Below are 22,108 nucleotides of genomic sequence, written 5' to 3'. Positions count from 1 at the left end.
TCAACTCTCCAGGCTAACTAGGGATTGTGGATTTAGAGTGAACTCAATGGTCTCGCCCTTTGCGAAATTTCGCCGCTCAAATACACGCGCTATAAAAAGATCTTGCGCACCAGCGTCGAGCACCAAGCGGACATGATCACCCAAAAAGAATGCGGAGACCACTTGGGCGCTGAAATTACCGCAGCCTGTCTCAGTCAGCTTAAGGTCCTCTGGTCGAAACATCAGACCTGCGGCTGGTGCAGGTCCGGTCCAGTTCACTTGACCTCCGGGAAACACTAGCAAGTCATTCTCTATTCGGCCAAAAAGACGGTTCATTGTTCCAATAAAGTCAGCCACAAACGCATTGGCTGGTGCTCGATAAATTTCCTCAGGGGTGCCAATCTGGGCAATGCGCCCTTTGTCCATCACGGCTATGCGATCACCCAGTGCCATTGCTTCACCTTGATCGTGGGTAACGTAAACAGCGGTGATCCCCAGGGAGCGCAAAAGACGGTCGATCTCAACCCGAAGGCTTTCGCGCAACTTGGCATCTAGCGCTGTCAAGGGTTCATCAAGCAGCAAAACCCGTGGGCGAGGTGCAATTGCGCGGGCAAGTGCCACTCGTTGACGTTGTCCCCCAGACAATTGGTCTATGCGCCGTTTCGCTAAATCTGAAATATGCATCATCTCTAGAGATTCGCGTACCCGTTTTGATCGTTCATCAAAAGGTACTTTACGCACTCGCAGTCCGTATGCAACATTTTCTTCAACACTCATATTAGGGAAAAGCGCATAGCTTTGGAAGACCATACCCACATTACGCCGTTCAATGGGAACCGCAGTAACATCCTCGTCGCCAAACCACACTTTGCCACCCTCATCAGGCTCATCAAGGCCAGCAACTAGCCGTAAAGTTGTAGTTTTGCCGCACCCGGATGGCCCTAAAAAGACCACTGTTTCGCCTGCTTGAATGGTGAGGTCTGTTGCTTCGAGTGCGCGTGTACCGTCTTCATAGGTGCGTGCGCATTGCTCCAGACGAATGCTGACCTTGCCTGCTGTGTTCATATTCGCTTTCTTTGGCTGATGGCGTTTGATGCCCATTGCAGGGCAATCAACAGCGGAACGATAATGACGAAAAACACCAATGTGTAAGCGCTGCCCACTTCTAGCCGAAGTGATGCGTATGTGTCTGCCAAGCCAACAGGCAGCGTTTGTGTCAGTGGTGTGTGCAACAAAAGCGTCATGTTGAACTCACCCAAGGAAAGCGTCACCACCATCAATGAACCAGCAATAATTCCAGACCTGCAATTGGGCAAAATAATGCCAAAGAAACGTTGGACAAAGTTTGCGCCTAAACTTCGCGCGCCTTCCTCTAGCGTTTTTAAATCGATCGATGACATCACGGCAAGAACTGAGCGAACCATGAAGGGAAGTGTGAACAACACGTGGCCTACGAGTATAAAAAACCAGCTGGTGCGAAAGCCACCCGAGCTACCATAGGTCACTATCAACGCAAGTGCTGTCGCTATGCCAGGTACTGCAACTGGCATGACCAGTAATTCTTCAATAGCTCGGGTAAAAGCGTTTTGGCGTTTGGCCAACACATAAGCTGCAGGAATGCCCAACAGCAAAGTACAGACCAGACATGCTAAGGCGAGATGCAGAGACAAAAAGATTGGACCTCTGTAATCGGTCAATACTTTTTCAACCCATTGAGTGGTCAGACCGCCAGACACGCCTGTCATGTAATTCAGTGTCACGCCAGCTGTCATTGACATGAACACCGGTACGATTAAAAACGCGCACACCGCTAATGTGAACGCAAGCTGCGCCCAGAACAATGGTAATCGACGTTGTTTTTTGACTGGAACTTGCACGAAACTTATCCAGAAGCGGCGACTGAGGAACCACTCAGCGAACGGGCAAATGCGAGTGCTGCCCAGGTGATTCCGCCAAGAACAAATGACAAAGCAGCTGCCATGGCGACATTGGCCTGGAGCGTGAACTCGGTGTAGATGACCATGGGCACAACATTAATCCGTGTAGCCAGTGTGAAGGCTGTACCAAAAGCCCCCATCGATGTTGCAAAACAGATGGCCCCTGCAGCGAGAAAAGCTGGTTTAAGCGCAGGTAATATGACGTCTCTGACGACCATGAAAGAATTAGCGCCTAGTGAACGCGCAGCTTCTTCTAATCGTGGGTCTAGCTTTTCAGCAGCCGCCATCACAGTCAGGATGGTTCGGGGAATCGAAAAATAAACATAGCCCATAAACAGGCCAGCCATTGAATATGCAAAAACCAATCGCTCACCGAAAAGCAGATCGGTGATGTCGGGCACTAACCCTTGTCGACCAGCGAGCATGATCACCATAAAACCGATCACAACACCTGGAAATGCCAAAGGTAGAGTCAGCATTGCAGTCAGTAAGGTGCGGCCGCGAAAGCGGTTGCGTTCCAAGAATACGCCTGCTATGCCAGATACTAGAAGCGTGAAAATAGTAACGGTAACCGACAATGCAATCGTCGCGCTGAAACTTTTCAGGTATCGAGTCTCGGTAAAAACGGCAAGGTAAGCTGACCAACCAAGCTTACCGCTGCCGCCGATGACCACAAGTTGGGCCAAAGGCAGCAGGAAAAAGGCCGCAAACAAAATTGCGACGGGTGTCATCAGTGCGGCAAGCTGGATACGCTCCCGCATCACTTGCGAAGTAATCAGCCCACTTCCTTTTGGTAGCGGTCAGCGATGACCTTGGCTGCAGATGCGAGTTTAAAAACATCCACAGCTTGTGTGCGCTTGTACTCCGAATCTGGCAAAAAGCGCGAGCGTGCTTCGGCTGACATGGCAGAAGCAAATACGGGGCGCAGGTAGGCGTTGGCCCAGTGGCGCTGACCTTCATCCGAAAGTACAAAATCAAGTACCTTGCGGCCGTTATCAGCATTTGGCCCCTTATTGACCAAGCCCATGATGTAAGGCAATGAAACAGTTCCTTCTGATGGAATCACAAACTGAACTGGCGCTTTGTCAGTGTGTTGGCCCCGATAGGCGTTGAAGTCGTAATCCAATAAAATTGGAATCTCACCAGAAATGACACGCGCATAAGAGGTCTGCGTTGGCACGATGGGAGAGTTGGCCTGCAGGTTCTTGAAGAAACGGATGGCTGGATCAAAATTCTCGTAATTGCCGCCCAAAGCCAAATTAACTGCAACGACACCTACTTGACCAACCGCAGCGCTAGCTGGATTCAAGTAACCGATCATGCCCTTGTAAGTAGGGTTGGTGAGGTCTTGCCATGAGCGCGGCACTGGCTTGCCACGCAATGCGGCGGTGTTCACGAACAAACCCAAGGTACCAGAATGGATGGTGAACCAGAAACCATCTTTGTCTTTAAAACCATCTGGAATCTCATTCCAACGCTGAGGTTTGTAAGGGGTGAGCACACCAGCTTCACGCGCTTGTGGTCCAAATTGACCACCAAGGTAGGTAATGTCGGCTACAGGATTGTTCTTTTCTGCAATCAATGCGGCCATCGATTGGCCAGAATTTTTGTTATCGGGAGGAACTGAAATATTGAGTTTTTGGTTAACCAGTTTCAGCATGCCTCCCCAATCTGCCCATTCAGTAGGACAGTTGTAGCAGAGTGCTCGAGCAGTCTGAGCGAAGGCGCTTAAAGATACGGGTAGTGCAGCGGCGGCACCAAGTGCGGCTGAACTCTGAATGAGGCGGCGACGATCCATTTAATTCTCCTAAGTGTGTCAACTAAATTAACATTTGTAGGCTACCGAAATTAAATGACAAAGGCATGACTTGACACGGACTCAAGTACTGCATGATTGGTGTAGCAGGGCTTTGGAAGAGGTAGATCACAGGTAGCTTTTAAAGCGGATCACGCCCTTACGCGAATACAAGTACCATAAGATGTTTTCCGAAAGAAATGAGCAGTAATTTAATTGCATATCCATACTACTTCTATACTACTTTGAGTTACCAGAAAGCAGTTAACTCAATGTAATCATTGAGAAAAGTAGTGGTCTAAAGGAGTCTTCACACTGCAGGGGTCGCAAGTTCGAAACTTGCATCGCCCACCATTTGGTGGTTTTCTATATACAAATCAACGCCTGATAGGGTTCCCTTCACGCTGTTCTTAGGTTTTCTAAGGCAGTGCTCTTGGAAACTTTCATGCGTAAATTCAATTCTCCCGTCAATCTTAAAGCTGCAGCTGATTCATTCGTATCAGAGGCATTCATTGACGTCACGTTAACAGAACTTGTTAGCGCTCATTCAATTGCCAGACCTCTGCTTGCATTGCACTTCAGGTTCAAGAAAGAGGGTGTCCGATTTTTTGTGTAAACGAAGTTAAGGGTCTTAGATGAGTTGCCCGTTCCTCAATCTAAAGTTGCACTCAAGCCAAGGGCACCGGGGTGGGTTTGCCATTTGCGTCAATGGCCACATATGTCAAACGTGCTTCTGTCACCTTAATGAATTCGCCTTGGTTGGAAAAGCGCTCTGCAAATACTTCCACTTGAACGGTTATGGATGTTTTTCCCACACGAGTGATCTTTGAAAAGAACGACAGTAAGTCACCTACTTTGACGGGTTGCTTGAAAATAAATTCATTGACCGCCACGGTGGCCATGCGACCGCGAACTCGCCTGGCAGGCAACACCGCACCCGCCAAGTCAACCTGCGCCATGACCCAGCCGCCAAAAATGTCGCCATTGGCGTTACAGTCGGCGGGCATAGGAATGACCTTGAGTACCAGTTCTTGATCTGTGGGTAAAGCTACTTTTTCTGGAGGATTCATGAGAGGGCTTTGGGTAATTTTTTTTGTATTTTGAGCTTTTGGTAAAACAAACCGAGACTTTCCATTTTTAGCACTTCTATCTTGTAACGAATTGTTCAGGAGTTCATATTTAAATTGAAAGCTGTTTCAAAATAGGTAAGTTCATAATTGATTGAGTAGGTTTGCAGCATCTTTGACCGTCATGGCCAATCCAACACCTTTTAGGCGTGCCAGGTTATTCATTTCGGTCACGATGCCGTGCTCATACCCATCTTGCGCATCCCCAATCCTGGCAGACATGTGCGAGTAGCAAGCACAAGGCACTCCATGAGCCTCCAAAATACTAAGTGCTACTTTGCCCGCGTCTTCTTTTCCACCGCCCGCATCATTGAAGAAAACACAACTAGGTTTTCGCTTAAGCGCAATTACAAACTCTGCAGAAGAGCGACCTCCATGTGAGCCTGATATTACAACTGCATTAGTGTGCGAATTGCTAATGTGAGCAATTGAGTTAAGTAAGAACATTTGTGACCAGCCCCAACTTGAATCAATCAAATTCTCGCGACCCAAAATACACATCCTTCAGGACCGTACTTTTCCTTATGCTTGACCATAGCCGGAATGCTAAAAGAGTCTCCTGGATACAAGTGCTGGGTTTTGCCTTCAGTTGTCAACCAAAACTCACCTTCAATGACGATCGCATCGGCTGTAAATTCGTGATGGTGTATTTCATTTTCGGTGTTAGGGTCCCAACGCCGCTCTAGGACTTCTTTGTAGCCTTGTTCCAGCTTTTCAGCTTTGAAATCTTCGAATCGAAATTGCCTAATTTGCTCCATGATTACCTCCTGAAGGAAGACATAACTTGATAAACATCCAGGCTTTGATCAAAAAACTTATGCTCAGTACCTGACAACTGACGAAAAATCAATGACTAGGACAAGGCGAAAATACTTGGATAAATCTCCATAAAGTCTGAGTAGGTAACGTATATTTTTTTTCATACGTTGTCAATGATTGAAGAGTCAACTTTTGAGCGTCATCTCGCTAAAAATCCAGTCTAGCGGTCATGAGATTGGCTAGATTCTTGCTGAGGGTTCAGCAGAATAGCTTTCGATTAGCAAAAAGACTATGCTGACGATCCGTGAGCAACCCGTTCACTTTCAAGGGAGTTATATGACTCTTTGCCCAATTGCCTTAATGGCTACTTGCAACAAATGTCCTGCGGTTGGAATTTGTCCTCTGAAAGAAGTGCTGGGCGATCACAAGCCAGAGAACCCGGCATCGGCTGCAAATGATCCGTCAGTAAAAGATAAAACAGCAAACTTATAGGCTCAATCACTCATCATCATTTTTATTTGATGATGACCACCAAAACACTGCAAGGCGAGTGCTCAATCAAAGCTTTTGGAATTGAGCCAGCCCACCAACGCTCCAACCAATTGTCACGATGCTGATGGCCTAGCATGATTAAGTCTGCGCCAATGGTATGCGCGTATTCAACGATCTTATCAACGGCATCACCTTTGAGTAATTTTCCAGAAGCCTCAATCCCAGCCGTATTGAGTTGTTCAACACCTTCGTTGAGAATTTTCATACGCCGTTCTTCTTCTATTTTGTTTTCAGGCTCGCTGTAGTAAGAAGTTTCATGGCCCATTGAAATTGTTTCATAAGGAACCACTGAGAGCAGATGAACCTTGGCGTGTTCCCACTGCGAGAGGTCTTTGCAATTGAGCAATGCCTGCTAACTTTCAAGCGATCCGTCATAGGCCAAAACAATATTTTGATACATCTGATTTCTCCTTGGAAAAACTCATGCACAATTTCTAAATGAGGCGATTATCTAAACTATTCTGAACGCCAGGAATGCAAGAAGTTATGGGGCATTCCCTTGCTAACTTTCTACCCAGCGATATAACTTTGTAATTGATCGATCATGGATTTCTGATATGCAATCATTTCGCGAACCACATCACCAATTGAAATTAATCCCATCACTTGTGTGTCATTGACGATGGGCAAGTGCCGGATGTGATTGTCCGTCATGATTTGCATGCATTGGTCAATCGAGTGATTTGTATTGATGGTGATGAGCTTAGAGGTCATCACCTCGCTCACCTTGGCATCATTGCTACTTTTGCCCTTGAGGACAACTTTTCGTGCGTAGTCGCGCTCAGAGAAAATGCCCACCAGCTTTTGCTCTTTCAAAACCATCAACGCCCCAATGTTGTGAAGCGCCATAACTTCAAGGGCTTGCCTGATGGTGTCATCCGGACTGACTGAGTAAATGGCTCGCTGACTGTGGTCTAAGAATTGGCTGATGGTTTTCATGGCGAAATCCTTTGGCACGTAATTGACCTCAGCTCAATGTATATGGATTTTGAACACGTGCAACATATGAATTCCCTTGGTTTACTGTCACCGTAGACTTAGATCAAGTTGTCGTAACTCTCGATACGCCATATACATTGAGGGTAGTTTCAACTCCAACAGTTCATATTTCTATGATCAAAGAGTCAGCAGCGTAAAGACTCTTTACGCTGGACCTCCTAAAAGTACAAATATTTGAAAATTATTAGTACCTAAGAATTTGATTTTTATTGCGCTTCAAAATAGGTTTGTCGATAGCTAGCTTATTCATAGTGAGTCCACATTCTTAAGATGCGGACTGTTCTTTCTTTACGAAAGATTTCATAAACTAAGCGATGTTGAATATTAATTCTGCGTGAGTAAGTCCCCTTTAGGTCACCAACTAACTTCTCATAAGGCGGTGGATTTTGGAGAGGGTCTACTTCTAAAATATCCAGTAATGTCTGTGCTTTATCTTTAAGGCCTGCAGCAGATAGTTTTTTAGCATCCTTGATAGCGTATTTGGAATAGGCTAAATTCCAAACTACCATTTCAACGCCTTTTTACTTTTAGCAATAGGCTCAGCCATAGCTTCTTTAATTGACTCACGCATTCCAGGAGTTGCCAATAGATACAAAGTTTCTTGGATAGCGCTCCAATCTTCTTCGGAAACCAAAACGGCATTTGCCCGCTTACCAGAAATGACTACTGGCCTGTGTGTTTCTGCTGTTTGATCTATCAAGCGATAAAGGCCAGCTCGTGCTTGGCTTGCGGTTACTGTGTTCATGATTTCATTCCTTCTCAAGATAGTACGTAAAAGCGTACGATTTTGTCAAGTCATTATCTAACTCGGCCGAATGTAGTTGCTCAAAAAGTTAGCCGTAATTTAATTTCATAACCATACTACTTCTATACTACTTTGAGTTACCAGAAAATAGCTAACTCAATGAATTCATTGGGGAAAGTAGTGCTACAAAGGAGTCTTCACACTGCAGGGGTCGCAAGTTCGAAACTTGCATCGCCCACCAAAAACTCAAAGCGCTTGCTCGTCTTTCTTCAGCAAGTGGCAGACGATGTGGTTAAGCGCTTCTTTGGCCGCTTGTAGGGCTTGCCTAGTGGTTGTCATCCGGACGTAAGCGCGTGTGAGAGAAATAAGGGTACTTGCGAAAATTGAGAGATTTAGGAATGTAAGCAGTATGGCGACGGGCACTATCTATTACACTTCCCTCAAAAAAACGTTGACAAAAAGGATCTATCCTGAAATCAGATATCGAAATTGCCCAAGCTGCAACACCTCACCCTATCTACAAGATTGCTGCGGATCTCGGAATCCCAGACAGCGCGTTAGAACCTTTTGGTCGGACCAAAGCCAAAATTTCTCTGAACTTTATTGATACTTTGGGTAATCGTCCAGACGGTAAATTGATTCTGGTTACAGCGATCAGTCCAACACCTGCCGGCGAAGGTAAGACAACCACCACAGTGGGTTTGGGAGACGCGCTGAACCACATTGGAAAACGTGCGGTGATTTGCCTGCGCGAGCCCTCCTTGGGACCTGTATTTGGCATGAAGGGCGGCGCCGCAGGCGGCGGTCAAGCCCAGGTCATTCCAATGGAGGACATCAACCTGCACTTTACGGGTGACTTCAATGCCATCGCGCTTGCCAACAATTTGTTGGCGGCGATGATTGACAACCACATTCACCATGGCAATGAGCTTGGTTTTGATGTGCGCCGTATCACTTGGAAGCGGGTCATGGACATGAACGACCGTGCCTTGAGAGAAATTACAGCCTCTTTGGGTGGCCCAGGCAATGGATTTCCGCGCCAAGATGGCTTTGACATTGTGGTGGCCTCAGAGGTCATGGCCATATTTTGCTTGGCCACATCCATCAATGACTTGAAGGAACGATTGGGTAATATTGTGTGTGGCTACACAAGGGATCAAGAGCCAATTCTTGCAAGGCAATTGAAATCGCATGGTGCAATGGCAGCTTTGCTCAAAGACGCCTTAGCACCCAATTTGGTACAAACACTTGAGCATTCTCCAGCCCTCATTCATGGCGGCCCCTTTGCCAACATTGCGCACGGATGCAACTCTGTCTTGGCAACCAAAACTGCATTGAAGTTGGCCGATTATGTTGTCACTGAAGCCGGGTTTGGTGCTGATTTAGGCGCAGAGAAATTTGTCGACATCAAGTGCCGCAAGGCGGGCCTGCAACCGGCTGCTGCTGTCTTGGTTGCAACTATCCGCGCTTTGAAATTTCATGGTGGTGTCGATGTGAAGGCGCTAGGCCAAGAGAACTTGGAAGCACTTGAAACGGGTATTGCCAACATCGAGCGGCATGTCAATAACATTAGAAACCATTACGGCCTTGCCTGTGTGGTGGCCATCAATCACCGCACCGAAGATACAGATGCTGAAGTTAAGTTGTTGATGGACAAACTGGCCCATAAGGGCGTGAAAGTTATTCTGGCACGACATTGGGCTGAGGGTGGCAAGGGCGCAACGGAACTGGCCCATGAAGTGGTTCGCCTTTGCGAGTTGCCTAGCACTTTTAAGTATGTCTACCAAGACAGCGAGCCTTTGTGGGACAAGATGAAAGCCATTGCTACAAAGATCTACGGTGCATCAGACATCACCGCCGATGCTAAAGTACTTGGACAAATCAAGAAACTACAAGAGTCATACGGAAACTACCCCGTGTGTGTTGCAAAGACGCAGTACTCTTTCTCGACAGACCCTGCTTTGCGTGGTGCGCCATCAGGCCATGTGGTGAACATTCGCGAAGTTCGATTGGCTGCAGGAGCGCAGTTCGTTGTCATGGTTTGCGGCGATATCATGACAATGCCAGGCTTGCCCAAGGTGCCTTCGGCATGTGCCATTGACGTAGGTCCTGATGGCAAGATTATTGGGCTTTTTTGACCTGATATTGTCAGCCTTCGTGAACCGCGTCAAAGCGCTCCATGCAAGAGTAAATTGAACACACCAAACTGAAGTTTAGTTGCACTTCATTAGAGCTTCATCTGAGTGGGCAACCAGGTCACGATGCCGGGAACAAAGTAAATCAGCAACACCGCTCCCATCATCAGGAAGAACATGGGCATGGACACACGGGCGATGTAGGTCAGTTGCTTGCCCGTCATGCCCTGGAGCACAAACAGGTTGAAGCCCACCGGTGGCGTGATTTGCGCCATCTCGACGACTAAGACGATGAAAATACCAAACCAGATTGGGTCAATGCCCGCTTTTTGAACCGTTGGCATGAGCACGCCCATGGTCAGTACCACCATAGAGATGCCGTCTAAAAAGCAACCCAAGATGATGAAAAACACCATCAAGGCCATGACGAGCGCAAAGGGACTAAGACCCAAGCCACCAATCCACTCAGCCAAGTGGCGCGGCAGGCCGATGTAGCCCATGGACAAGGTCAAGAACGCAGCACCCGCCAATATTAGCGCAATCATGCAGTACAGGCGCGTGGCCCCCATCAGGGCTTCTTTGAAAACCGACCAGCTCATTGAGCCTTGCAGGCTGGACAAGACCAAAGAGCCCACCACGCCCACAGCGGCAGCTTCGGTGGCGGTTGCAAAGCCGGTGTAAATGGAACCCAACACCGCCGCAATGAGCAAGACCACGGGTATCAGGCTACTGGATGCCTGTATTTTTTGCATGAAGCTCATGGGTGCGTCACGTGGTGGTATTTGGTCTGGATGACGCAGCGCCCACACAACGATGTAGCCCGAAAAAAGCCCTGCCAGCATCAAGCCGGGCAAGACCCCGGCAATGAACAGTTGGGCGATCGACACATCGGCCGCAACGCCGTAGACGATCATGATAATGGACGGCGGTATGAGCAGGCCCAGCGTACCAGAACCCGACAAGGTGCCAATCACAATGTCGTCGGGATAGCCGCGCCTTTGCAGCTCCGGCAGGGTCATTTTGCCGATGGTGGCGCAGGTGGCCGCACTCGATCCAGACACCGCCGCAAAAATGGCGCAACCCACCACATTGGTGTGCAACAAGCGACCGGGCAAAGCCTGCATCCAAGGCGCGAGGCCTTTGAACATGTCTTGGCTCAGACGAGTGCGAAACAAAATCTCGCCCATCCAGATGAAAAGAGGCAATGCCGTGAGAGTCCAGCTTGATGCTGATCCCCAGATGGTCATGGCCATAGCGTCACCGGCGGGTCTGGCAGAAAACATTTGCATGCCCACCCAGGCCACGCCAGAGAGCGTCAGGCCAATCCAAACCCCACTGCCCAAAATCAAAAACAAACTCAGGACCAAAAGTCCTGTGATCATCATGTCATTCATGGCTGGTCATTCGTTGCGCAGCGATTCGTTGCTATCTGGGGCTTGGCGTTGACCTCGGATCTCCAAGATCAACTCGTCTACAAAGGCCAATGCAAAGATCACTGTACCCAGCGCCATGACCAATTGTGGAATCCACAGCGGCGTTGCATCGTTGCCGGTCGAGATATCGTGAAACTCGATCGATTGCCACACCAGGCGGCAACTGTAAAAAGCAAACAACCCAGCCAGCAGGCTAGCCAGCACTAGACTAAAAATTTCCATGCCTTGACGTGCGCGCCCCTTGAACAAGCCCAGTACCAAGGTGACGCGAATGTGTTCACCCCGCTTCAAGGTATGGGCCAGCGCCAGAAATCCAGCACCTGCCATGAGGTAGCCTGCATAAGCATCGGTGCCGGGCACATGCACATGAAACTGGCGACTCAAGATAGACAGCAACACCATGCACAGCAGGCCGCACATGCTCAGCGCCGCCAAAGCGGCGGTGCTGGCATAAATGGCGTTCAGCAGTTTTCTCATCAACTCAACGATTGAAAGCGTCGACGATGGACTTGCCTTCAGCACCGGACTTTTCAAGCCACTCTTTCATGATGGTGTCGCCAACTTTTTTCATGTCGGCTTTGAGTTGCGCTGAAGGTGGTGCCACCGTCATGCCATTGGCCTTGAGGATTTCCAGTGTGCTGGTGTTGACCTTGCGCGATTCGTTCCATCCACGTCTTTCCGCCTCAGCAGCGGCCTTCAGGACAGCTTCTTGGGTGGGCTTGTCCAGTCCATCAAAGGCTTTTTTATTGGCAATCACAGCATTTTTAGGAAGCCATGCCTGAACGTCATAATAAAACTTGAGGTGTTCAAACAACTTGCTGTCGACACCCGTTGCACCCGAGGTCATGGTGGACTCAACCACACCTGTGGCCAGTGCCTGCGAAAACTCGGCAGCTTGCACGGTCACGGGCTGGGCGCCTATCAGCTCAGCAATGCGGGCAGTGGTAGGGCTGTAAGCACGCCACTTGATGCCCTTCAAGTCGGCTACGCTGTTGAGCGGTTTTTTGCTGTAAATGCCCTGGGGTGGCCAAGCCACAGAATACAAAAGCAGCATGCCTTGTTCGGCCAGCTTCTTCTCCAGCAGCGGCTTTTGCGCTTTGTAGAGCTTCATGGACTCGTCGTAGCTGTCTGCCAAAAAGGGCAGGCCGTCAGCGCCAAAGGGTTGCCATTCGTTTTGGAAATTCACCAGCAAAATTTCGCCCAATTGGGCTTGGCCACCTTGTACAGCGCGCTTGATTTCAGGGGCCTTGAACAAAGAAGCGTTGGCGTGCACCGTGATTTTGAGCTTGCCTGCAGTGGCTTTGTCGACATCTGCAGCAAACTGGGTCATGTTGACGGTGTGGAAGTTGGTGGCCGGGTAGGCGGCAGGCAAGTCCCATTTGGTTTGGGCAGATGCCCAGCCGGAAAAAGCGAATAAGCCAGCCAGCATGCTGAGGTGAAGGGTGCGACGTTGCATGAAAACTCCTGTGAAGTTGTGGTGTGTACGACAAGAGGGCGGTGCCTGTCTTACATTAACCAGTTTAAGACAAAAATGGTATTTAATTGATAAGGGTTTTTCTTCATCGATCAATCTGAAAGATTTTCATGCTGAACACAAGACGCCACTTTCTAGCCAAATTTTTGTCTGCAACGCCTCTGAGTTTGAGTCTTCAAGCGATGGGGCAAGTTCAGGCAGTGCGCAGATCAGTGGTCGACCAAAATTGGGTTGATCCAACACGCCAGCGAAACGTTTCTGTGCGCATAAGATGGCCAGACGAGAATCGATTGACTGGGCCTTGGCCAGTTGTGATTTTTTCCCATGGGCTTGGCGGTACACGCGAAGGTGGATCGGTGTGGGGCGAAGCCTGGGTGGATGCTGGATTTGTGGTCGTTCACGTGCAACACACGGGAAGTGATTTCAACGCGGTACGCGGCGTTACTAGAACATTTACCGACCAACGCGCCTTAAGAACTCTTGCGTCGCCTGAGCAATTGATGGCGCGCTTGCTGGATGTGAGTTTCGTACTCAATGAGATTGAAAAGCGTCATTCAGCCAAACAAGATCTATGGCATCTGGCCAGGCCTGCGCAAGTGGGTCTTGCTGGCCACTCATTTGGTGCGCATACAACGATGGGTATGGCAGGACAGCGTTATCCGGGTTTTGAGGGAATCTCAGAGCCCCGTCTTGCCTCGTTCATTGCTTTCTCACCAACTGTACCCATGGTGGGCAGTGCTCAACGTGCATTTGAAAGATTGACTCGTCCATTGCTTTCAATTACTGGAACGCGAGACAGCGATGTAGTGGGCGTAGGGGCAACACCTGAAAAGCGAAAGGCTGTTTTTGCAGCACTGCCATCGGGAGACAAGGCTCACCTTGTTCTAATGGATGCAGATCACATGACGTTTGCCGGTCAAGTTGGAAGTGCTGCCGAAATAGTACCCCGCGAATCTATTACGAGGGAATTGCAGGCAGCACATCATGCGAGTGTGGCGGCCATTACCACTGACTGGTGGCGCGCCACATTGCAGGGCGATTTACAAGCTCGCTCAAGCTTAGAGGCCCCAAAGACCTTGGGTGTTGGTGATCTTTGGCAGGTCAAAAAATAGCGTGAAAGTTAGCTTATTTAAAGTGAGTCCACATTCTTAAGATGCGAACTGTTTTTACATAAAAAAGTAAAAATAAACAATCATCTGCATTCTGCGCAAGCCGTCTGCTCGACCTATTTGCCGCCCAGAACCATCGTAAATGCGTTCGCCATCAATGCGTCCCATTTGATAGCCTGAGCCACTGTAAAGTCTTTCGCCATCAATACGGCCAATTTGACTTCCTGAAGAGTTGTATACGCGCTGGCCATCAATACGACCTAGCTGTCGTCCAGAGCCGTCGTATATGGTTGAGCCATCAACTCGTCCAATCTGATGGCCTGATCCGTCGTAATAACGTTCACCATCCACGCGACCCACCTGACGCCCACTGCCGTCATACATGCGCTGAGCATAAGCAGATGATGCACTGAGCAGGGCAATTAGCAGGAGCGTAAAAAGGCGTTTCATTGATTGATGTAGTTAATGCGTATCTAGAAGGCTATTTCAGACCAGCACGCCAAGCGCGAAGAAAATCCTGCACTTCATCGTTTGGGCGATGCGGCTCTTTCCAATACTCACTGCAGTCTGACTTGCGCCCGAGCAATTTCATGTTGACCAACTCACGACGCAACGTCGCTTGGTCGCCAAAGGTGTGAAAACCATTGATGATGGCGTTAACTTCCTTCTCTGTGTATTTTTGATTCGCTTCGAACTTGGTCCACAAAGCCCACATGGTCATTTGCTGAACCGATAGCTTGTTGGGAAGTCGAACCAGCCGACCGGCATCATCAAACTGAAAAAGTGCCTTGCGCACAGTAGCCGACATCGACGCCAGATTTACCGCCTCTACAGCTTCATTATTCTCGGAAGCGATGAATGTTTTGGAGAAAGCCGAAGCATCAGGTGTAGAAAGGGGAACAAGCAGTCGTGTCATGTACATTCCTCGTGCGCCTGAGTTAAGTGTTAACCCTGCAAGAATTGTAGCAATCTAAAAATGCTGCGTATTCCCAATATGCGGATGCTGCGCCTCCCAATCCCGTTTGCTGACTTACATGCTGGTTAAGTTTGGCTAAGGCTACTAGAATTTAGATCTAATTGATCAATTGAACACAAAATGGCATTTCACAATATGCGTCAAAATCCTAGAAGTATTCAGTTGTTTGTTGCTGCTTATGAAGAGCAGTCTTTTACTCTTGCTGCTCAAAGAGAGCACGCAACTCAATCTGGCGTCTCTCAGCATGTGAGTGACCTAGAGGACTCTTTGGGGGTGAAATTATTTTCTAGGTCAATAGGCGCTGTTCAACCGACACCTGCTGGCACAGCTTATTACTCAGCCTGCGTTGAGTTTTTAAAAGCTCATGAAATGACACTGAGGGCGATAGAGCCATTTAAGGGAAGTCGTCAAGGTGAAATTAAAGTTGGCATGACGCCTGTGATGACAAGAGCGGTATTGGCGCCGGCATATGCCAGATTTACCAAGGAAAACCCGAATGTCACCGTGCGAATTATTGACTCTTACTTTGGTGAGCTAACAGACAGGGTTCGGTCTGGAGAATTAACTTTTGCCATTGTGCCTTCCTCGATTGGATCAAAAGGTGTTCGCACTAGTTTTTTTGCAAGCGCCCCCGAGATGCTTGTTTCAGGACGAATGAGCTCCTTTCAGCACTGCAAACCAGTAAAGTTGGCTGATCTGCCGCCCCTTAATTTGGCCATTCCCGGTCAAAGCAATGCACGCCGCAAATTGATTGATGCATACATCACTTCCAATGGCGTAGGCATCAAGAGTTTTGCTGAATTCGACACAATGGCTGGCACCATGGATCTTGTTTCTAGAGGCGAGTGGGCCACTATTTTGCCGATGATGATGATTGCCAATGACATAGACACAGGAAAATACAACATCAGTCCAATTGAGGATCCACCCTTGATACTGGAAACATTCGTCATTGAGCCTGCGCGTAAATCGATGTCAGATGTGGCCTTAGATTTTTTGGAGTGCGTTAAAGAGGAGTTTGCTTTTTCAATTGCAAAAGCGACGCAACTTTTAAAGCAAGGTAGGCATTAAGTTAAGTGATTGCATGCATCATTTCTAATAATTTGAACCGCATTTAATTCAGTTATACGATTCCCTTCAATACAACTCAAGGCTTTTGAGTGAGGAGGGCAATCAGCATGGAATGTTTTTTCAAGTCGGAAAAAGGACTGATTAGCAGAAGAAAACTAAACACGATGGCCGTGTTGAGTGCTTTGATGCCAGCCTCTTCAATGGCCCAAGCTGAGTACCCCAGTCGGCCTGTCAAGATTATTTCACCATTCCCTGCAGGCGCGTTTACAGACGGAATTGCACGTGCCTACACCAAAGAACTTCAGGACAGGCTTGGTCAACCATTTATTCTGGACCATAAACCTGGGGCAAGTACCAATATTGCAACTTCTTTTGTGTCCTCTGCACCCGCAGATGGACACACATTGTTAATTTCAACTTTAGCTTCACACTCCCTGAATAAATGGAGCTATAAAAATTTAAATTACGATGTAGAAAAGATGATGTCTGTCGGCATGATGGGTGTGAATGCCTTTTATGTGGTGGTACGCAGTGACTCACCCTTTAATTCTCTGCAAGATCTCATCAAAGCAGCTAAAGAAAGTCCAAATGGATTGGCTTATGGATCTCATGGTGAAGGGGGCGCCAACCATGTGGTCACAGAACTTTTTAGAACTCAAGCAGGCATTGGTAAGTTAATACATGTTCCCTATAAAGGCGGCGAATCACACCGCGATTTAATTGCTGGCCGTCTCGATTTTATGATCGATGGTGCAGCCATCAACCAGGTCATAGGTGGGCGATTAAAAGCATTGGCTGTTGCATACCCTAAGCGTTGGCCAACTCAAGAAAAAATTCCTACGATGGCTGAGTCTGGGTACCCTGAAGTAACGATTGCCACTTACTTTGGTTTGTCTGCTCCAGCCGGAACGCCTGTTGCTATTTTGGAAAAGTTGAATTCGCACATGCGTGAAATTGCAAGAGATGCGGATTTTCAAAAGCGCATGTTGGCAATGAACGTACAAGCTCTTCCTATGACAAGACAAGAAACGGATGGCTTTATAAAACTTCAGACCGATAAATGGAAACCAATTCTGAAGTCACTCAACATTTCATTTGAATAAAAGCGGATTAAAAGTTATGAACCTCGTATCGTGCTCGCTCAATGCTTTCAAATTGATTATTTGGCCCGCATTGATGGCATTGATGATTTTCAGTGGTGTTGCGCAAGCTCAAGCTCAAGCCGAATACCCTAACCGACCAGTCAAAATTGTTATTCCTTTTCCAGTAGGAGGGCTGTCTGATAGTTTGGCAAGGCTTTATGCCAAAGAACTCTCCGATCGTTTAGGTCAGCCATTCATCGTAGAGTCAAGACCAGGCGCATCTACAAATATTGGTGCTGCCTATGTTGCCTCTGCCCCCAATGACGGCTACACGCTTCTAGTGACAACCATTGCAACCAATGCATTGAACAAATGGTCCAATCGCCCACTCAGTTTTGATCCACATGGTTTCTCAGAAATTGGGATGCTGGGCGTCAACACTCTGTACGTCATGGTAGGGGCGAATTCTCCTTACCGAAGTGTGCAAGACATTGTCAAAGCAGCCAAAGAAAATCCACAAGGATTGTCTTATGGTTCTTTCGGCATTGGTACACCCAATCACATGTTGGCTGAAATGTTCAAACAGTCTGCTGGCATTCAGAAGTTAACTCACGTGCCTTACAAAGGTGCTAGCGATTCAAGCGTTGACTTGATGGCAGGGCGCATCGACTTCATGATTGATGGTGCCACCATCAACCTCGCAAACAGTGGAAAGTTAAGAGCATTGGCAGTGACATTTCCGAAGAGATGGCCAACCCAACCAGGAGTTCCTACCATGGCGGAAGTGGGCTATCCAGATGTAACCATCTCTACATACTTTGGCCTTGCGGCACCACCCAATACCCCGCCAGCAATTGTGGAGCGATTGAATGCAGCGCTTCGAGCAATTTCATCAACACCAGACATTGAGAAAAGACTGCTGGCATTGAATGTGATGCCTATGTCTGTGAGCCGACAAGAAGCTACAAGTTTTATGAGGCAGCAGTCAGAAAAATGGGGACCTCTGTTTAAATCTTTAGAGCTGCAAGATAAATGAATTGACCACTAGAAATCTCATGAATCATCAAATTAAAACCAATGAGTGGAAAACTCTTAAACCTTTTCCTGAGCCAACTTGGGAACTAGAGGGCGTAGAGTGTCATGGAAAAATCTATCTGATTGGTGGAATTACCAATGGCTGGGCTGCGAAAACTGGGTGGACGCCCAATCGTTTTGTCTATGAATACAACCCTCAAAACGATGAATGGACGCGCAAGGCATCCATCCCATTGCCATTGCACCATATGGCAGTGACTGAACTCGATGGTTTGATCTATGGTTTTGGTGGTTATAGAACGCCCGAAGAAGGCCCCGATGATTGGCAACCTGTTGCACACGCTTGGACTTACGATCCACTTTCGGATGTTTGGACCGAATTGCCTTCACTGCCTGAAGCAAGAGGCGCATCTGCGGCGTCAGTTTTAAACGGGAAAATCTACATTGCTGGGGGCTCATTTGCATGCAGACGAAAGGGCCAGAAGGCTCATCAATTGGCTCCCCATACAAGCAGCGCAAAGGTATTTGTTTTTGATCCTCAATCAAAAACTTATTCTGAAGCAGCCCCCATGTTGACAGCACGCAATCACCATTTGTTAGAAACGCTAAATGGCAAACTCTACGCACTTGGGGGCAGGGTGGGGTCTAGCAATGCATTTACTTCAAGTAACAAAATTGACTTGGTTGAAGAATATGACCCGGCGGATGACACGTGGTGGCCAAAATCTCGAATGTTAGCGCCACATGGTGGCATGCTTTCGTGCATTCATGATGGTGCAATTTATGTATCGGGTGGAGATGCATTGCGCATGATTGAAAAATACGATGTGCAAAATGATCGTTGGACCATTGCGGCCGAATTGCCTAGACCACGCCTAGGTGGTTCTGGTGGTTGCATAGACGGCAAGATGTATGTCATTACCGGGCATGTGCGAACAGAAAATGGAAGTCAGCCTGTGTCTGACAACATTGTTCTTGAACTAGCTTGATTTCATTGAAGGTGACTCCAATCAAACTGGGGGCAACTTTTAGGCAAGTCTTCAATTTTTCGTGCCTGAATGTTTTTAAATCTCTCCTTAACGCCGGCATCTTCCAGACGATTAGGTAAGATGTAAAAGTCACCAGTTTCTAAACCTTGCATCAATATTTCAGCCATTTCTGCAGGCTCAAGGCCAGCCGCCATTCGCGTTTGAACAGTATTTTGATACGTGCTCATGAAGTTTATTGATTGAAATGATTTATCTTGATTGGTTAAATTTGGAATGTTATCTGGCTGGGTATTTACAGGCCTAATTCGATTTGAATTTGAGTTTAAATTTGTATTGACTGCGCCTGGGCATAAAACTGAAACTGCCAATTTACTGTTCATTTGTTTAAGTTGCACATAAAGCGCTTCTGTCAAAGCAAGCACTGTGTGTTTGCTGGTGGAGTACAAGCTTGTTCCAAACGTTAAGCCCGCCTTTGATGCGGTGTTAATGATGTGTCCTTCTTGTCCATGCGCCAACATCAGTGGTGTAAAAACACGAATGCCATGAATCACGCCCCAAACGTTGATATCAAGCACCCATTTCCAATCGGAAATACTGGCTTCCCATAAACTTTTGTCATCAGCTGCGCCGCCACCTATACCTGCATTATTGAAAAGTATATGGATATTGCCGAATTTGCTTTGTGTGAATTCTGCAAGTTCACGAACAGAGGACTCACTCGTGACATCTGTTACTTTTCCTTCTACTGGGTGGCCTTCAAACTTCAGCCGACTCACTTGTTTTTCAATTGAATCAGCATCAATGTCAGCAATAACGACTTTCATGCCTGCTTTTAAAAATCGCTCAGCTGCTGCCAACCCAATACCGCTTGCCGCGCCTGTGATGACTGCAGTTTTACCCATTAAATTGATTGTCACTGAACTTAATCTAATGAAATATTGAGAGACTTCACAATGGGAGCCCACTTCACCGTCAGCCCTTTTATAAACTCTGCAGTTTCTTGCTTGGTCATGGGTTTCGAAACCATATTTCCTTGAAGTACTACTTTTTTGACTTCGGGCTCTGTCAGTGCACTCATGAGTGCACTGCTAAGTTTGTCGACAATGTGAGCTGGTGTTTTGGCGGGCGCATGGATTCCGCCAAATGCTGTCAAGGTCACTTCTGGATAACCTAGCTCCGCCATCGTTGGCAAATTGGGAAGGGTTGGCCACCTTTCTGGATACGCAACTGCCAATGCCCGCAGGCGGCCTTGTTCAACAAGCCTGATTGCACCGGCGTCCCACATAAAGTCAATTCGACCTCCGATCAGGTCGGTGCTAGATTCATTGAGTCCCTTGTAAGCAACGTGAACCAATTCCTTAATGCCTGCTTTATTTCTGAATAATTCACCCACTAAATGATTAGGACCTCCAATGGCATGCGTTCCATAACTTAAGCCTGTAGGTGCTGCCTTCGCTGCTTTAACCAAATCTTCTACAGATTTAAAGGGTGAATCATTTCTGACAATCAAATAACTAGAGACTTGTCCTATCAATCCAATGGGTACAAGGCTGTCTGGATCGTAGGTTAAATTTTTGTGCAAGAGTTTGTTGAGAACATTCGATCCAATTGTGCTGAAGAAAAGCGTGTAGCCATCGGGGGGGGCCTGTGCAACGAGTGCAGCTCCAATATTGGTTGAAGCGCCTGGTTTGAAATCAATGATAAAAGGTTGCCCTAATTTGTCGGACATTGATTTTAAGACGGCTCTTGTCGTCACCTCAGCGCCAGGTCCAAATGGAAATACAAGTCTAATTGGTTTATTTGGATAGTCTGATTGAGCCAACGATGTGTTGATTGCACCAGGTAGAAGTGCTGAAGTTAAAAGAAAATCTCTCTTTGTTAGCTTTGAATTAAAAACTTTCATGATGTTGAAATCCTTTTAAAAAATTTCTTGCCTATTTGCTTAAAGACTCTTTGAAAAATGCTTTCATATGATTCACAACAACCTGAAAAATTTCAGGGTTGCGAGGCTCATACACATCGACATGGTTTGCGTTTGGAATAATCACTAACTTCTTGGGCTCATGAGCTTTGGCATAAAAGCTCTTTGCTTCAAAGACAGAAACAATGGTGTCGCGCTCTGTATGTATAAACATCAGGGGACGTGGCGTAATGCGATCTAGATAATTTTCTGGCGCAAAATCCTGCAAGTGGTCATAGTTTTCCAAGGGATAACCCTCGGGATACTTTTCGGCAACTTTGTACATCGTGACAATCGAGTCTGCTTCTGCTCGGCCTGATGGAACCAATTCATCGTATGGCACACGCCTAGATTGACCGGTCATCACTCTTTCAATGCGATCAATTTTCATCATGTCTTCCCAGTCAAGGCGCTGAGAGTAGGTTCGCTTGTCTTTTGCACTTCTTCCGCAGTCGGCAGATGATCCAACTGAAACAGCACATCGAATGTTTTCGTCGTGAGCTGTTGCCATCATGCCAACAGTGCCGCCAAAGCTTGTTCCGTATAAGCCAATGCGGTTGGCGTCTACATCAGGTCTTTGGCGCAAATAAATCATGGCACTTAAAACATCGGTCACCTGATCCCAAGGTTTATTTTTAAGCCTGATACCTTCACTTTCGCCAAATCCCCGATGATGAAAATCCAAGGTGTTGAAACCTGCTGCAGAAAGTTCGCGAACATAGCCTGGCATGTAAATTTCTTTGCGTCCGGTGTACCCGTGCAAACAGACAATAGTTGGCATAGCTTGCCCGTCCTGCGCCCCAGCAGCCCTGGTGAATTGACCGCTTATTTTCAATCCATCACTGTAGAAGTGAATTTCTTCATGTTTCGGTTGGTAAGTTTTGTCTGACATGACTGTCCCCTAGATGAATGGCGGGAATTTATGAAGTTCATCCTAAGATCAAGATTTAC

General features: G+C 47.4%; 25 protein-coding genes. 6 read left to right on the top strand and 19 right to left on the bottom strand.

Translation table 11 applies throughout. From position 1 onward, the window contains the following. From B9Z32_RS10970 to B9Z32_RS10920, 11 genes are all read right to left on the bottom strand, one after another. Positions 1-1,080 (bottom strand): ABC transporter ATP-binding protein, encoded by a 1,080-nt coding sequence (locus B9Z32_RS10970; protein ID WP_233248252.1) that lies wholly within the window; start codon positions 1,078-1,080, stop codon positions 1-3. Continuing rightward, on the bottom strand, positions 1,041-1,757 hold the full coding sequence (locus tag B9Z32_RS10965; protein ID WP_108421454.1) for an ABC transporter permease: 717 nt from the start codon (positions 1,755-1,757) through the stop codon (positions 1,041-1,043). Before B9Z32_RS10965 ends, B9Z32_RS10970 begins: the two co-directional genes overlap by 40 nt. 104 nt (positions 1,758-1,861) lie before the next feature. Beyond that, positions 1,862-2,677, bottom strand: a complete 816-nt coding sequence (locus B9Z32_RS10960) for an ABC transporter permease (RefSeq protein WP_108421453.1) — start codon at positions 2,675-2,677, stop codon at positions 1,862-1,864. A gap of 14 nt (positions 2,678-2,691) precedes the next feature. Beyond that, complete coding sequence (locus B9Z32_RS10955) at positions 2,692-3,714, bottom strand: extracellular solute-binding protein (RefSeq protein WP_108421452.1); 1,023 nt, start codon at positions 3,712-3,714, stop codon at positions 2,692-2,694. Between the two features lie 665 nt (positions 3,715-4,379). Next, positions 4,380-4,781 (bottom strand): acyl-CoA thioesterase, encoded by a 402-nt coding sequence (locus tag B9Z32_RS10950; RefSeq protein ID WP_108421451.1) that lies wholly within the window; start codon positions 4,779-4,781, stop codon positions 4,380-4,382. A 141-nt stretch (positions 4,782-4,922) separates the two neighbouring features. Further along, positions 4,923-5,285 carry a hypothetical protein gene (locus B9Z32_RS10945; RefSeq protein WP_108421450.1) on the bottom strand — a complete coding sequence of 121 codons (363 nt, stop codon included), beginning with the start codon at positions 5,283-5,285 and terminating at the stop codon, positions 4,923-4,925. Positions 5,286-5,311: 26 nt separating this feature from the next. Further along, positions 5,312-5,596, bottom strand: a complete 285-nt coding sequence (locus B9Z32_RS10940; protein WP_108421449.1) for a cupin domain-containing protein — start codon at positions 5,594-5,596, stop codon at positions 5,312-5,314. A gap of 515 nt (positions 5,597-6,111) precedes the next feature. Continuing rightward, a complete protein-coding gene (locus tag B9Z32_RS10935) occupies positions 6,112-6,495 on the bottom strand; it encodes a universal stress protein (protein ID WP_108421448.1) in 384 nt (127 codons plus the stop codon). 164 nt (positions 6,496-6,659) lie between these two features. After that, complete coding sequence (locus B9Z32_RS10930; protein ID WP_108421447.1) at positions 6,660-7,088, bottom strand: CBS domain-containing protein; 429 nt, start codon at positions 7,086-7,088, stop codon at positions 6,660-6,662. 302 nt (positions 7,089-7,390) lie between these two features. After that, the gene (locus tag B9Z32_RS10925; protein ID WP_108421446.1) at positions 7,391-7,657 is read right to left on the bottom strand and encodes a Txe/YoeB family addiction module toxin; all 267 of its coding nucleotides are present in this window, start codon (positions 7,655-7,657) and stop codon (positions 7,391-7,393) included. Next, positions 7,651-7,893, bottom strand: a complete 243-nt coding sequence (locus B9Z32_RS10920) for a type II toxin-antitoxin system Phd/YefM family antitoxin (protein ID WP_108421445.1) — start codon at positions 7,891-7,893, stop codon at positions 7,651-7,653. Before B9Z32_RS10920 ends, B9Z32_RS10925 begins: the two co-directional genes overlap by 7 nt. A gap of 470 nt (positions 7,894-8,363) precedes the next feature. Between B9Z32_RS10920 and B9Z32_RS10915 the strand changes: the two genes are divergently transcribed. Continuing rightward, positions 8,364-10,031, top strand: coding sequence for a formate--tetrahydrofolate ligase (locus B9Z32_RS10915; protein ID WP_108421444.1), 1,668 nt, complete (start codon positions 8,364-8,366; stop codon positions 10,029-10,031). Between the two features lie 89 nt (positions 10,032-10,120). On the opposite strand, the gene B9Z32_RS10910 is transcribed toward B9Z32_RS10915, so the two are convergent. From B9Z32_RS10910 to B9Z32_RS10900, 3 genes are read right to left on the bottom strand one after another with little or no spacing between them, the layout of a single operon-like run. Beyond that, positions 10,121-11,422, bottom strand: coding sequence for a TRAP transporter large permease (locus tag B9Z32_RS10910; RefSeq protein ID WP_108421443.1), 1,302 nt, complete (start codon positions 11,420-11,422; stop codon positions 10,121-10,123). A 6-nt stretch (positions 11,423-11,428) separates the two neighbouring features. After that, positions 11,429-11,938 carry a TRAP transporter small permease gene (locus B9Z32_RS10905; RefSeq protein WP_108421442.1) on the bottom strand — a complete coding sequence of 170 codons (510 nt, stop codon included), beginning with the start codon at positions 11,936-11,938 and terminating at the stop codon, positions 11,429-11,431. Positions 11,939-11,942: 4 nt separating this feature from the next. After that, positions 11,943-12,917 carry a TRAP transporter substrate-binding protein gene (locus B9Z32_RS10900; RefSeq protein ID WP_108421441.1) on the bottom strand — a complete coding sequence of 325 codons (975 nt, stop codon included), beginning with the start codon at positions 12,915-12,917 and terminating at the stop codon, positions 11,943-11,945. 128 nt (positions 12,918-13,045) lie between these two features. Here B9Z32_RS10900 and B9Z32_RS10895 point away from each other — a divergent pair, with 128 nt between their 5' ends. Next, on the top strand, positions 13,046-14,047 hold the full coding sequence (locus B9Z32_RS10895; RefSeq protein WP_108421440.1) for a dienelactone hydrolase: 1,002 nt from the start codon (positions 13,046-13,048) through the stop codon (positions 14,045-14,047). Positions 14,048-14,101: 54 nt separating this feature from the next. Here the strand turns inward: B9Z32_RS10895 and B9Z32_RS10890 are convergent, their stop codons facing one another. Beyond that, complete coding sequence (locus tag B9Z32_RS10890) at positions 14,102-14,494, bottom strand: 5-fold beta-flower protein (protein WP_108421439.1); 393 nt, start codon at positions 14,492-14,494, stop codon at positions 14,102-14,104. A gap of 31 nt (positions 14,495-14,525) precedes the next feature. Further along, the gene (locus tag B9Z32_RS10885; protein ID WP_108421611.1) at positions 14,526-14,960 is read right to left on the bottom strand and encodes a DUF2087 domain-containing protein; all 435 of its coding nucleotides are present in this window, start codon (positions 14,958-14,960) and stop codon (positions 14,526-14,528) included. A 180-nt stretch (positions 14,961-15,140) separates the two neighbouring features. Between B9Z32_RS10885 and B9Z32_RS10880 the strand changes: the two genes are divergently transcribed. From B9Z32_RS10880 to B9Z32_RS10865, 4 genes are all read left to right on the top strand, one after another. Next, positions 15,141-16,091, top strand: coding sequence for a LysR family transcriptional regulator (locus B9Z32_RS10880; protein ID WP_199219985.1), 951 nt, complete (start codon positions 15,141-15,143; stop codon positions 16,089-16,091). A 164-nt stretch (positions 16,092-16,255) separates the two neighbouring features. Further along, on the top strand, positions 16,256-17,194 hold the full coding sequence (locus tag B9Z32_RS10875) for a tripartite tricarboxylate transporter substrate binding protein (protein WP_158268208.1): 939 nt from the start codon (positions 16,256-16,258) through the stop codon (positions 17,192-17,194). Between the two features lie 16 nt (positions 17,195-17,210). Next, a complete protein-coding gene (locus tag B9Z32_RS10870) occupies positions 17,211-18,209 on the top strand; it encodes a tripartite tricarboxylate transporter substrate binding protein (protein WP_108421437.1) in 999 nt (332 codons plus the stop codon). A gap of 19 nt (positions 18,210-18,228) precedes the next feature. Further along, positions 18,229-19,197, top strand: a complete 969-nt coding sequence (locus B9Z32_RS10865; protein WP_108421436.1) for a hypothetical protein — start codon at positions 18,229-18,231, stop codon at positions 19,195-19,197. A 2-nt stretch (positions 19,198-19,199) separates the two neighbouring features. Here B9Z32_RS10865 and B9Z32_RS10860 read toward each other — a convergent pair whose 3' ends face one another. From B9Z32_RS10860 to B9Z32_RS10850, 3 genes are read right to left on the bottom strand one after another with little or no spacing between them, the layout of a single operon-like run. Beyond that, positions 19,200-20,114: an SDR family NAD(P)-dependent oxidoreductase gene (locus tag B9Z32_RS10860; RefSeq protein ID WP_146179482.1), complete on the bottom strand. Its 915-nt coding sequence runs from the start codon at positions 20,112-20,114 to the stop codon at positions 19,200-19,202. A gap of 5 nt (positions 20,115-20,119) precedes the next feature. Then, the gene (locus tag B9Z32_RS10855) at positions 20,120-21,100 is read right to left on the bottom strand and encodes a tripartite tricarboxylate transporter substrate binding protein (protein WP_108421434.1); all 981 of its coding nucleotides are present in this window, start codon (positions 21,098-21,100) and stop codon (positions 20,120-20,122) included. A 31-nt stretch (positions 21,101-21,131) separates the two neighbouring features. After that, positions 21,132-22,049, bottom strand: a complete 918-nt coding sequence (locus B9Z32_RS10850; RefSeq protein WP_108421433.1) for an alpha/beta hydrolase — start codon at positions 22,047-22,049, stop codon at positions 21,132-21,134. Positions 22,050-22,108: the final 59 nt, after the last annotated feature.

It is taken from the genome of Limnohabitans sp. MMS-10A-178 (genome assembly GCF_003063375.1).
GTDB lineage: Bacteria > Pseudomonadota > Gammaproteobacteria > Burkholderiales > Burkholderiaceae_C > Limnohabitans_A.
The sequence above is the reverse complement of the archived record's forward strand: the minus strand, read 5'-3'. Positions and strand labels throughout refer to the sequence as shown.